We start from the raw sequence: 11,972 nt of genomic DNA, 5'->3' as shown, positions 1-11,972 counted from the left end.
CGGCACCCCGTACTCCCGCGCCAGCCGTTCGACCGCCCACCCCCCGGCGACGGAGTGGAATCCGCCCTCGCAGTCCGTGGCCGACGGGAGCCCCACGCCCGGCACCGGCAGGAACCCGATCTCGCCGGTGCCGCCGGAGGCGCCTCGGCGCAGGGTGCCGTCGAGGATCACCGCGGCGCCGACTCCCTGGCCGAGCCAGAGCAGGACGAACGTGTCCCGGTCCTGGGCGGCTCCTTCACCCCGTTCGGCCAGGGCCGCGAGGTTCGTCTCGTTCTCGACGAGTACGTGGGCTGAGGGGAAACGTTCCTGGAGGGCGGCCACGAGGCGCCGGTGCCAGGTGGGGAGCCCGTTGGAGTCGCGGAGGTCTCCGGTGGCCGGCTCGATCAGCCCCGGCGCTCCGATGCAGACCGTGTGGAGCGTGTCGGCCCCCGCCTCTTTCGCGGCCCGCTCGACGAGGGTGACCGCCTGGTCGAGGGCGAGGTCAGCGGCGAGGTCCCCGGCGATCGGGACGGCCGCCTCCGCGAGCACGCGCCCCACGAGGTCGGAGACGATGACGGCGACCCCGTCGGTGCGCACGTCGAGCGCGGCCAGCGAGGCCCGGCTCGCGACGATCCCGTACAGCTTCGCGTTGGGCCCCCGCCGGTGCGCGCCGGTCTCCCCGACGATCTCGATCAGCCCCGCGGCCGTGAGGCGTTCCGCGAGGTCCGCGACCGTCGGCCGGGACAGCCCCGTGAGCTGCTTCAACTGCCCTGCCGTCAGCGGACCTTCGCGCTGGAGCAGGCGCAGGGCGAGCCGGTCGTTGATGGCTCGGGCCGTGCTCGGTGATGCGGGCATGGCGGGATCCTCCCATGGCCGGGACCGTCTCGAACCGTAGGTGCCCTCTATTTATCAGGAAGGGTCCCTGATAGTTTGCCGCGCGGCAGGGAACAGCGGCTCGACCGAGGGGTGGGCATGGGGACGGACGTACGCCGGGGCCGGTACGCGATCTCGGCGGTGTTCGCCGTGCACGGCGGGGTGACGGGGTCGTTCGCGACCCGCGTCCCGTGGATCCAGGACCACGCGGGCCTCGGCGCGGGCCAGCTGGGCTTCGCGCTGGCGTTCACCGCGTTCGGCGCTGCCTGCGCGATGCCGCTGGCGGGCTGGGTCACCCACCACCTGGGCACGCGGACGGCGCTGCGGACCCTGCTCGCGCTGTGGACGCTCTCCCTGGTCCTGCCGTCGCTGGCACCGAACCTGCTGACCCTGTGCCTGGCGATGTTCGCGTACGGCGCGACCTCGGGGATGGCGGACGTCGCGATGAACGCGATGGGCGTGGAGATCGAGCACCGGCTCGGGAAGTCGGTCATGTCGGGCCTGCACGGCATGTGGAGCGTGGGCACGCTGATCGGCTCGGGCGCGGGCACGCTCGCCGCGCACCTCGGCGCGGACGCCCGGGTCCACCACGCGCTGGCGGCGGGCATCCTGACGGCGCTGGGCCTGGCCGCCTGCCACTGGATCCTCGACCTGCGGCCGACGCAGGGCGAAGAGGCCCCGCCCCGCTTCACGCTGCCGCCGCGCTCGGCGCTGCTGATCGGCGCGGTCGGCTTCTGCGCGGTGTTCGCGGAGGGCGCCAGCATGGACTGGTCGGCGGTGTACCTGGAGGACCGGCTGACGGCGTCGGCGGGGCTCGCGGCGGCCTGCACGACCGGTTTCATGCTGACGATGGCGATCGCGAGGCTGGCCGGGGACGCGGTGGTGAACCGGTTCGGGGTGGTGCGGACCGTGCGCGCCGGCGGGGGGCTGGCCGTGGCGGGCGGCGCGCTGGTCGTCGTCGCGGACCACCCGGCCGTGGCGATGGCCGGGTTCGGGCTGACGGGGTTCGGGATCGCCGTCGTCGTACCGCTGTGCTTCGCGGCGGCGGGGCACGCGGGGCCGAATCCCAGTCAGGCGATCGCGGGCGTGGCGACGATCACGTACACGTCGGGGCTGATCGCGCCGAGCCTGATCGGCGGGGTGGCGCACGCGACCAGTCTGACGGTGTCGTTCGGGGTCGTCACGGCGCTGTCGTGCGGGCTGCTGCTCTTCGCGGGCGTGCTGCGCGGGGCCGAACGCGCGAAGGCCGCTCCTGAGGGCGCGGCCGTGCGGGACCCGCGTCCCTGACGAGGCCGGTGTCCCTCGTTCCGGGGAAGCCCGCCCGTCCGCGCCCCGAACCCGTCCCGGGCCTGTCACCCTTCCTCCATGCCGGAGTTGGAGCGCTACACGTCGTCCGCCGTAGACGCGGTGATCGCCCGGATGCGGGCCCTGGGCGCGGAGTTGCCCGCGCGGGACGGGGTCGCCGTGTTCAACGGGGTCTATCTGGCCGTCACCGAGGAGGTGGACCGGCGTATCGACACGGGCCGCTTCCCCGACCCCCTGGCGGCGGTCACCCTGGACGTGCGGTTCGCGCGGCGGTACCTGGACGCCGTCGACGCGGACCTGAACGACCGCCGTACGCCCGCCTGTTGGCGTCCGCTGTTCCAGATGCGGCGGCATCCGGGGGTCCGGCCGCTCCAGTTCGCGCTGGCCGGGATCAACGCGCACATCGGGCACGACCTGGCGCTGGCCGTCGTGGACGCGTGCCGTGAACTGGGCTGCGAACCGGTCGAGTTGGAGGACGAGTTCGACCAGGTGGGGGACATTCTCGTCACGCTGGAGGAGCGGATCAGGGAGGAGCTGATGCCGGGTCCCGATCTGCTCCAACTCGCCGACCCGCTCACGCACTTGCTGGGCTCGTGGAGCCTGGAGCGGGCGCGGGCGGCGACCTGGTCGACGGCCCGTGCGCTGTGGGCGCTGCGCCGGTTCCCCGACCTCACCGAGGAGTTCGAGGAGCGGCTCGACGCTGCGGTCGGGTTCGCGGGGCGGATGCTGCTGACGCCGCTGCCCGACTAGGTTCAGTCCTCCGGGAGTTCGACCGGCGCGATCTCGTCGTACACGTCCCCCGGGCCGGGGTTGCTCGGGTCGGTCTCGCCGCCGAAGTGGTGCATCACGCCCCACACCGCGTTCAGCGCGGTCTGTACGGCGCCCTCCGCCCATCCGGCGGTCCACGAGATGTCGTCCCCGGCGAGGAACAGTCCGCGCCGGTCGGCGGGGAGCCGGTCCTGCATGAAGTGGGTGAACAGGCGGCGCTGGTAGCGGTAGTGGCCGGGCAGGTTGGCCTTGAACGCGCCCATGAAATAAGGCTCGTTCTCCCAGGAGACGGTCACCGGGCTGCCGATGACGTGGCGCCGGATGTCGACGCCCGGATAGATCTCGCCGAGCGACTTCAGCATGACCTCCATCCGCTCGTTCGCGGACAGCGGCAGCCACTTGAGGCTGTCGTCGCACCAGGTGTACGACAGGCAGATCACGGCCGGCTTGCCGGGCCCGTCGTCGAGGAGGTACGTCCCGCGCGTCATCCGGTCGGTGAGGGTCATCGACATGACGTCCCGCCCGGTCGCCGGGTCCTTGTCGAGCCAGAACGGCCGGTCGACGGGGACGAACAGCTTGGAGCTCTCCATGTAGTGGGTGCGCTCGATGGCCGTCCAGTGGTCGACCGGGAAGAGGTCGTCGTCGCACACGACCTTGGACAGCAGCATCCAGGACTGCGCGGTGAACACGGCCGCGCGGTACGTGCGGATCTCGCCGTCCGCGTCGGTGACGGTGATCCGGTTCCCGGCGGTGCGGTGCAGCCGGGTGACGGCGGGCCGGGGCTCGCCCTGCGCGTGCAGCGACTTGAGGGACGTGCCGTACGGCCAGTGGACGAGCTTCGCGGGCTCCGACTCCCAGAGCCTGAGCGGGAGTTGCTGCGAGCCGCCGACGATCCCCCGGTGATGGTCGTCGGCCTCCGTGTAGACGACCCGGAGGATCTCCAGGATCGAGTTCGGGAAGTCGGTGTCCCAGCCGCCCGTGCCGAAGCCGACCTGGCCGAAGATCTCGCGGTGCCGGAACGACCTGAACGCCTCGGAGGCGCACAGGAATCCGTAGAACGTCTGGTTGTCGAGCCGCTCGACGAGCCGCCCCCAGATCTCCCGGATCCTCGGTACGTCCCGCTCGCGCAGCGCCCGGTTCATGTCCGCGAACTCGGCGCCTTCCTCAAGGCACGTGGCCCACGCCTCGGCCACATCCCGGTACACCTGCGGGAGATCCTCGATCGTCTCCGCGTAGTGGGACTCGCCCTTGAGGTCGACGACCGTCGAAGGGGTCGCCTCCGCGAGGGGATTGGGGAAGGGGCGGGTCTCCAGGCCGACCAGGTCGATGTAGTGCTGGAGGGCCGTGGAGGACGGCGGGAAGCGCATCGCGCCCATCTCGGCGGTCAGCGAGGGGTCACAGCCCTCGAAGCCGACGGTCCGCAGCCGCCCGCCGATCTGATCGGCCTCGTACACGACCGGCTTGAGCCCCATCCGCATCAGCTCGTACGCGGCGACGATCCCCGACAACCCTCCCCCGATGACGGCGACTTCGACGCCGTGCTCGGTCGCCGGTATCTGCCCGAGCCCCGCCGGGTGGGCGAGGAAGTCGTCGTAGGCGTACGGGAAGTCCGGCCCGAACATCGTGATCGGCGGCTGCTGCGCGTCGGCGTGCTCTACGGCGTTGGGCACCATGGACGTCATGGGGGTACGAACTCCTTGCGGTTCTACGGGTGTTCAGGGGCGCGCGAGGGAGCCGTACAGGCCCGGGCGACGGTCGGCGAGGTAGGGGTTGGCCTCGCGGGAGGCGGCCAGGAACGCGGGGTCGGCGTCCGCGAGGAGCAGTTCCTCGTCGCGGCCGGCCCGGGCGCGGGCGACTCCGTCGGGGCCGGCCAGCACGGAGAGGCCTACGAAGTCGAACTCCCCTTCCGCGCCGACCCTGTTGACGTACGCCACGTACATCTGGCTCTCGAACGCCCGGACCGGGATCATCGCCTCGGCGACGAACTGGAAGGGGTGCATCTGGGCCGTCGGGACGATCAGGAGGTCGGTGCCGGCGAGGGCGTGCGCGCGGACGTTCTCCGGGAACTCGACGTCGTAGCAGATCATCAGGCCGACGGTCAGCCCGCCCAACTCCACCTGGACGACGGGCTGTTCGCCCGGGGTGAAGTGGTCGTGCTCGAAGCGGCCGAAGAGGTGGGTCTTGCGGTAGTTCGCGAGCCGGTCGCCGGTCGCCGAGATCACCTGGGCCGAGTTGAAGACGCTCTCGCCGGCCCGCTCGGGGTAGCCGTACGCGATCGTGAGGCCGTGCCGTGCGGCCAGGTCCGCGACCGCGTCCGCCGACTCGCCGTCGGCCGGTTCCGCGAGGCCCTCGACGTCGACCGCGTACCCCGTCAGGAACAGCTCCGGCGCCACCAGCAGCTCCGCGCCCGCCTCGGCCGCCCGCCCGGCCGCCTCGCCGAGCACCTTGAGGTTCCCCTCGACCGCGCCGGGGCGTCCGGAGCTCTGGAGCAGGGCGATGCGCATACGTGTCCTCAAGAAGGGGTGTCGGGGGCCAGATAGACGGTACGGTCGGCCGGGCCGGGCCGACAATAGGCACCCATTGCACACAGGTGAGCGATTCGTTGCGCGATGCGGGCAGAGTCCGGCGATTCGTTGCGTGCGCCTCTTACGCGGGCGCGCGCCTCAGCAGCGGCGACAGCACCAGCACCGACTTGGTGCGCTCCACGAACGGCTCCCCCGCGATGCGCTCCAGCACCCGTTCGAAGTGCCGCATGTCGGAGGCGAAGACCTGCGCGATGGCGTCGGCGTCCCCGGTGACGGTCGACGCGGCGACGACCTCCTGATACCGCTCAAGACCCCGCCGGATGGTCTCCGGCGAGGTGTTCCTGCGGCAGTGGATCTCGACGAACCCCTCGGTCTCCCACCCGAGCGCCACCGGATCGACCCGGACCGTGAACCCGGCGATGGCCCCGCTCTCCCGCAGCCGGTCCACCCTGCGCTTCACGGCGGGCGCGGACAGCCCGACGAGCTGCCCGATGTCGGCATAGGACCGCCGGGCGTCTTCGGCGAGGGCGTGCACGATACGTTCGTCCAGGTCGTTCAACACATACGGCAGTAGACCACGCGCTCAGCGGCTCAGCTCCCGCGTGAGGAACCGGCACGGATCGGCGTGCTCCCGCCGGACGCCGTGCACGTCGCGGTAGGCGTAGCGGTCGATGTACCGCACGCCGGGCCGGTATCCGAGGCGCGCGTACAGCGCCGCCGCGCGCGGGTTCCTGTCGTCCACGCCGAGCCCCATGATCTCGACGCCCCGGTCGAGCGCGAGGTTCTCGGCGGCCCGGATCAGCGCCGTACCGATCCCTTGCGAGCGCAGGTTCTCGGGCCACACGAACAGGGCGTTGATCTCGGGGCAGCCGGGGTGGGCGGCCTGGACCTCGGGGGCCTCGCAGCCGGTCCAGAGGACATCCGCGTGGCCGACGGGACGGCCGTCGAGCCACGGGATCAGATAGGTGCTGCCGCCCGCCTCCTGGCGGGCGAAGCGCAGGGGGTGGCTGCCGTCGACGCTGTTCGACGGCATGAGGCGCTCCAGCGTGACGAGGTCCTTGCGGCGGCAGGCCATGATCTCCATGGGGACGACGCTAGAACGCGCCGCCCCCGATCCGCCTCCCCTTTGCCGAAGTCCCTAGCTCCAGCTCGCGTGCAGCGGCTTGCCCTCGGCGTACCCGGCGGCGCTCTGGATGCCGACGACCGCCTTCTCCTCGAACTCGGCGAGGGAACCGGCGCCCGCGTACGTGCAGGACGAGCGGACCCCGGCGATGACGGAGTCGATCAGGTCCTCCACACCGGGCCGGGCCGGGTCGAGGAACATGCGGGACGTCGAGATGCCCTCCTCGAACAGCGCCTTGCGGGCGCGGTCGTACGCGGACTCCTCGGACGTGCGGTTGCGGACCGCGCGGGCCGACGCCATGCCGAAGGACTCCTTGTACAGGCGCCCGTTCGCGTCCTGCTGGAGGTCGCCCGGCGACTCGTACGTCCCGGCGAACCAGGAGCCGATCATCACGTTGGACGCGCCGGCCGCGAGGGCCATCGCGACGTCGCGCGGGTGGCGGACACCGCCGTCGGCCCAGACGTGCTTGCCGTGCTTGCGGGCCTCGGCCGCGCACTCCAGGACGGCGGAGAACTGGGGGCGCCCGACGCCGGTCATCATGCGGGTCGTGCACATCGCGCCGGGACCGACCCCGACCTTGATGATGTCCGCGCCGGCCTCGATCAGGTCCCGTACGCCCTCGGCGGAGACGATGTTGCCGGCGACGATCGGCACCCGGGGGTCCAGCGCGCGGACCGTGCGGATCGCGCTGATCATCGACTCCTGGTGGCCGTGGGCCGTGTCGATGACGAGCGTGTCGACGCCCGCGTCGAGGAGCTGCTTGGCCTTGCCTGCGACGTCCCCGTTGATGCCGACGGCGGCGGCGATACGCAGCTTGCCGTCCGCGTCCACGGCCGGCGTGTACAGCGTCGCCCGCAGCGCGCCCTTGCGGGTGAGGATGCCGGCGAGCTTGCCGTCCTTGTCGACGGCCGGCGCGTACCGCCGGTTCGCCCCGTCGAGGGTCGTGAACGCCTCGCGCGGGTCGATGTCCGCGTCGAGGAGCAGCAGGTCACGGGACATGACCTCGCCGAGCTGCGTGAACCGGTCGACGCCGGTGAGGTCCTGGTCGGTGACGACGCCGACGGGCCGCCGCTCCTCGTCGACGACGACACCGGCGTTGTGCGCGCGCTTCGGGAGCAGCGCGAGCGCGTCGGCGACGGTCTGCTGGGGCGACAGCACGATCGGCGTGTCGAGGACGTGGTGGCGGCTCTTGACCCAGGAGACGACGTCCGTGACGACGTCGATCGGGATGTCCTGCGGGATGACGACGAGCCCGCCGCGCCGGGCCACCGTCTCGGCCATCCGGCGTCCCGCGATCGCGGTCATGTTGGCGACGACCAGGGGGATCGTCGTACCCGTCCCGTCCGGCGAGCGCAGGTCCACCGCCTGGCGGGAGCCGACCGCGCTGCGGCTCGGGACCATGAAGACGTCGTCGTAGGTGAGGTCGTACGCGGGCTTGATGTCATGGAGAAAACGCACGTACTTGATTCTCCCACGCGAAGGGCCGATGGCACTCCGGGAGAAACGTCCAGGCTGCGCGGGAACGTCCTGGAGCTTCCTACAGGGCGAGCAGGACCGGCACCCGCGCCTCCTCGAAGATCTCCAGCGCGATCTCCCACTCGTCGGGCCGGGCCTTGGCGTACGGCCGCCAGTCGCGGACGACGATGCGGCGCTCCTCCTGGTCGCGCAGGACGTCGGTGAGCGCGTCCCAGTTGCGGCCGAACCAGTCGGGCAGGCGCAGGCCCTCGGCGAACCGGTCCATCAGCCCGGCCTTGTCCGTGACGCCGTCGAGGTCGATCACGATGTCGGTCATCTCAGTACCGTCCGGAACGAGTCGTAGTGATCATCGGTGTAGTAGATCTCGCCGCCCTGGCCGGTGACAATGCGCCGGGCGCCACGGTCGCGCGAGCCGGGGGTCTTCACGGTGTACTCGTGGTAGTAGCCGCGCTTCTCCTTGGGCAGCCGTCCCTCGAAGTTCCCGAAGACGACGCCGTCTCGGGAGTAGGGGTAGGGGCCGCCCTTGTCGATGAGGGCGAGGGTGGTGCGGGCCTCGGCGGGGAGGTCGGCGGCCTTGACGGTGGCGAGGCCGTTGGCGGGGCTGGTCGCAGCGCTCGTACGGGTCTGATCATTCGTACGATGATCGGACGAGCATCCGGCGACACCCCCGACCAGGACCAGCACACACAGAAGCACCCGGGAGACGAACCGCAGCAGCATGCCGTAGATGCTGCCACGGCCGTCCCCGCGCGGCCTTCCGTCAGACCCCGTCCGGGTCGGACCGGTTCAGCGCCGACTTGGGCGTGGGCCCCGCGGTCATCAGATAGTCCGCCGCCGAGGTGTCCGTGACGAGGCTCGTCACCAGCCCCGACCTGAGCACCGCGTCGATCGCCGCCGCCTTGCGCTGCCCGCCCGCGATCGCGACGACCTCGGGGATACGGCGCAGCTGGTCGGCCTTGACGGTGATGCACCGCTCGCCGAGGTCCCGGCCCACCCGGCGCCCCTCGGAGTCGAAGAGGTGCGCGGACATCTCGGCCGCGACGCCGAGGGAGGAGTAGTGGGCCCGCTCCTCGTCCGTCAGCATGTCGTGGACCGTGGAGACGCCCGGCTCCCAGGAGCCGATGGAGACGCAGGCGACCGTGACCTTGTCGAAGTACTCGAAGGCCCGCGCGATCCCGGTCTGGCTGCGCAGCGCGGCGGCGGTGGCCGCGTCCGGCAGCAGCATGGGCGCGTAGATGGGGTGCGCGTCGCCGCCGGACACCTGAGCCGCCCGGCGGACCGCCTCGACCGAGCCGCGCTCGGCCGTACCCGCGTCGTACACACCCGTCAGCTGCACCACCGTGCAGGGCGGCAGCCGGTCGAGGGCCGCGGCCATGTTGATGGTGGAGCGGCCCCAGGCCAGGCCCAGGACGTCGCCCTCGTCGACGAGCTCGCCGAGCAGGTCGGCGGCGACCTCGCCCAGGTTCTCGGGGTCGGGGGACTCCTCGGCGTCCGCCGGGGACTCGACCACGACCGCGTGCCTCAGGCCGTAGCGGGCGCGCAGCGCGTCGGAGCGCTCGGCGTCCAGCTCGGCCGGTACCCGGATCTCGATGCGTACGAGATCCCGTTCGAGAGCGGTCTCCAGGACCCGGGCCACCTTGAAGCGGCTGACGCCGAACTCCTCGGCGATCTGGATCTTGGACTTGCCCTCCAGGTAGAAGCGGCGGGCCATGGCCGCCGCCTGCACCAGCTCCGCGGGTCCCATCCGCATGGCCGACCGGCCCGCCGACATACCCGACACGGCGATCTCCTCACTGCTGTTTCACACTCTGGATTCGCCTTCATCCTCGCAGATCCGGCGGTCTTGATCAGCCCTGAAGGGCTCTGTAGCGGGGTTCGTTCACTTGCCCGTGGCCCGGTGGTCGCATGCCGCCTCGGCCTGGGCACGCAGTCCGCGTACGGCCGCTGCCGGGTCCTCGGCGCCGTAAACGGCCGAACCGGCGACGAAGACGTCCGCGCCCGCCTCGGCGCAGCGCTCGATCGTGCTCGCGGAGACGCCGCCGTCGACCTGGAGCCACAGCTGGAGGCCGTGCTTGTCGATGAGCTGCCGGGTGCGGCGGATCTTCGGCAGCATGATGTCGAGGAACGCCTGGCCGCCGAAGCCCGGCTCGACGGTCATGATCAGCAGCATGTCGAGCTCGGGGAGGAGGTCCTCGTACGGCTCGATGGGCGTCGCCGGCTTGAGGGCCATCGACGCGCGCCCGCCCTTGGCGCGGATCTCGCGGGCCAGGCGGACGGGGGCGGCGGCGGCCTCCACGTGGAAGGTGACCGAGGAGGCGCCGGCCTCGATGTACTGCGGGGCCCAGCGGTCCGGGTCCTCGATCATCAGGTGGCAGTCCAGCGGGGTGTCCGTCGCCTTCGCCAGGGACTCCACGATCGGGACGCCGAGGGTGAGGTTGGGGACGAAGTGGTTGTCCATGACGTCGACGTGGAGCCAGTCGGCTCCCTCGACGGCCTTGGCCTCGTCCGCCAGACGGGCGAAGTCGGCGGAGAGGATGCTGGGGTTGATCTGCACGGCCATGGGGCTAGCCTCCCATGACCGGGCGGGGTGGTGAGCACCGGTGGGGGAGGCGGGACGACAATTGGTGCGATGATCTTATTTAATCGCCCTTTACCTTGGACGGTGGGCCTTGGGTGGCGGGGCCTCGGCTGGCCGGGCCGCCGAGATTCGTGTGATCATCCGACCCGACGGATCAGCGCGAGGTACATCGCGTCCGTCCCATGCACATGCGGCCACAGCTGTACGTCGGGCCCCTCCCCCAGCCCCGGCACACCCGGCAGCAGGGGGCGCGCGTCGATCAGGTCCGTCGCCGGGAACTGCTTCAGCACGTCGGCGACGACCGCGCGCGTCTCCGCGAGGTGCGGCGAGCAGGTCGCGTACCCGACGACTCCGCCGACCCGCACCGACTCCAGCGCGGTCCTCAGCAGGTCCCGCTGCAAGGGCGCGAACCCTTCGAGGTCCTCGGGGCGACGCCGCCAGCGGGCCTCCGGGCGGCGGCGCAGGGCGCCGAGGCCGGTGCAGGGGACGTCCACGAGCACGCGGTCGAAGACGCCCGGCCGCCACGGGGGGCGCGTCCCGTCCGCCGCGATCACCTGGTACGGCCCCGGATTGCCGGCCAGCGCCTTCGCGACCAGGCCCGCGCGGTGCGGCTGCTTCTCCGACGCCAGCAGGGTCGCGCCGCGCTCGGCGGCGAGGGCGGCGAGCAGTGCGGCCTTGCCGCCGGGGCCCGCGCAGCCGTCCAGCCACCGCCGGTCCGGGCCCTCGACCGGCGCGTTCGCGAGGGCCAGCGCGACCAGCTGACTCCCCTCGTCCTGCACGCCGGCCCGGCCCTCGCGGACGGCGTCCACCGCGCCCGGCTCCCCGCCCTCGGTCAGCCTCGCGGCGTACGGCGACCAGCGGCCGGGTACCGCCGCCTCCTCCTCCAGCAGCTCCTGCACGACCGACCTGCCCGGCCTCGCCACCAGCGTCACCTCGGGGCGCTCGTTGTCCGCCGCCAGCAGCTCCTCGATCCCGGCCCGGCCGCCGCCCAGCGAGTCCCACAGCGCCGAGACGATCCAGCGGGGGTGCGAGTGGACGACGGCGAGGTGGTCCTCCGGGTCCTCGTCGTACGGCGGGGCGACCTTCTCGGTCCACCCGTCCAGGTCGTCCTGCGCGATCTTCCGCAGCACGGCGTTGACGAACTTGGCGCGACCGTCGCCGAGCACCACCCGCGCGAGCTCGACCGAGGCGGACACGGCGGCGTGGGTGGGGATCCTGGTCCCGAGCAGCTGATGCGCGCCGAGGCTCAGCACGTCCAGCACCGGCGGGTCGACCTCCCGCAGCGGGCGGTCGATGCAGGCGGCGATGACCGCGTCGTACGTCCCCTGCCGCCGCAGCGTCCCGT

General features: G+C 72.1%; 13 protein-coding genes. 2 read left to right on the top strand and 11 right to left on the bottom strand.

The genetic code is table 11. The features are described from left to right. A partial coding sequence (locus AOK24_RS26980) for an ROK family transcriptional regulator (protein ID WP_055722661.1) occupies window positions 1–834 on the bottom strand: 834 nt, incomplete at its 3' end. Between the two features lie 117 nt (window positions 835–951). On the opposite strand from AOK24_RS26980, the gene AOK24_RS26975 reads away from it, so the two are divergent. Then, the gene (locus AOK24_RS26975) at window positions 952–2,139 is read left to right on the top strand and encodes an MFS transporter (RefSeq protein ID WP_055722660.1); all 1,188 of its coding nucleotides are present in this window, start codon (window positions 952–954) and stop codon (window positions 2,137–2,139) included. 78 nt (window positions 2,140–2,217) lie between these two features. Next, on the top strand, window positions 2,218–2,907 hold the full coding sequence (locus AOK24_RS26970; protein ID WP_055722659.1) for a DUF5995 family protein: 690 nt from the start codon (window positions 2,218–2,220) through the stop codon (window positions 2,905–2,907). Window positions 2,908–2,909: 2 nt separating this feature from the next. Here the strand turns inward: AOK24_RS26970 and AOK24_RS26965 are convergent, their stop codons facing one another. The 10 genes from AOK24_RS26965 to AOK24_RS26920 form a co-directional block, all read right to left on the bottom strand. Then, the gene (locus tag AOK24_RS26965; protein WP_055722658.1) at window positions 2,910–4,607 is read right to left on the bottom strand and encodes a flavin monoamine oxidase family protein; all 1,698 of its coding nucleotides are present in this window, start codon (window positions 4,605–4,607) and stop codon (window positions 2,910–2,912) included. 33 nt (window positions 4,608–4,640) lie between these two features. Then, complete coding sequence (locus tag AOK24_RS26960; RefSeq protein ID WP_055722657.1) at window positions 4,641–5,429, bottom strand: carbon-nitrogen hydrolase family protein; 789 nt, start codon at window positions 5,427–5,429, stop codon at window positions 4,641–4,643. A 142-nt stretch (window positions 5,430–5,571) separates the two neighbouring features. Continuing rightward, window positions 5,572–6,012 carry an Lrp/AsnC family transcriptional regulator gene (locus tag AOK24_RS26955; RefSeq protein ID WP_055722656.1) on the bottom strand — a complete coding sequence of 147 codons (441 nt, stop codon included), beginning with the start codon at window positions 6,010–6,012 and terminating at the stop codon, window positions 5,572–5,574. A 21-nt stretch (window positions 6,013–6,033) separates the two neighbouring features. Further along, the gene (locus AOK24_RS26950; RefSeq protein ID WP_055722655.1) at window positions 6,034–6,534 is read right to left on the bottom strand and encodes a GNAT family N-acetyltransferase; all 501 of its coding nucleotides are present in this window, start codon (window positions 6,532–6,534) and stop codon (window positions 6,034–6,036) included. A gap of 54 nt (window positions 6,535–6,588) precedes the next feature. Further along, window positions 6,589–8,031 (bottom strand): GuaB1 family IMP dehydrogenase-related protein, encoded by a 1,443-nt coding sequence (locus tag AOK24_RS26945; protein WP_055722654.1) that lies wholly within the window; start codon window positions 8,029–8,031, stop codon window positions 6,589–6,591. 79 nt (window positions 8,032–8,110) lie between these two features. Continuing rightward, window positions 8,111–8,365 (bottom strand): barstar family protein, encoded by a 255-nt coding sequence (locus tag AOK24_RS26940; RefSeq protein WP_055722653.1) that lies wholly within the window; start codon window positions 8,363–8,365, stop codon window positions 8,111–8,113. Beyond that, window positions 8,362–8,769 carry a guanyl-specific ribonuclease gene (locus AOK24_RS26935; protein WP_055722652.1) on the bottom strand — a complete coding sequence of 136 codons (408 nt, stop codon included), beginning with the start codon at window positions 8,767–8,769 and terminating at the stop codon, window positions 8,362–8,364. The genes AOK24_RS26940 and AOK24_RS26935 overlap by 4 nt, the downstream gene beginning before the upstream one ends. A gap of 40 nt (window positions 8,770–8,809) precedes the next feature. Then, entirely contained in the window at window positions 8,810–9,820 is a 1,011-nt protein-coding gene (locus AOK24_RS26930; RefSeq protein ID WP_055722651.1) for a sugar-binding transcriptional regulator, read from the bottom strand. Window positions 9,821–9,928: 108 nt separating this feature from the next. Next, window positions 9,929–10,609, bottom strand: coding sequence for a ribulose-phosphate 3-epimerase (gene rpe, locus AOK24_RS26925; protein WP_055722650.1), 681 nt, complete (start codon window positions 10,607–10,609; stop codon window positions 9,929–9,931). A 155-nt stretch (window positions 10,610–10,764) separates the two neighbouring features. After that, on the bottom strand, window positions 10,765–11,972 hold a 1,208-nt coding region (locus AOK24_RS26920; protein ID WP_055722649.1), incomplete at its 5' end, for an RsmB/NOP family class I SAM-dependent RNA methyltransferase.

It is taken from the genome of Streptomyces niveiscabiei (assembly GCF_001419795.1).
Lineage (GTDB): Bacteria > Actinomycetota > Actinomycetes > Streptomycetales > Streptomycetaceae > Streptomyces > Streptomyces niveiscabiei.
The sequence above is the reverse complement of the archived record's forward strand: the minus strand, read 5'-3'. Positions and strand labels throughout refer to the sequence as shown.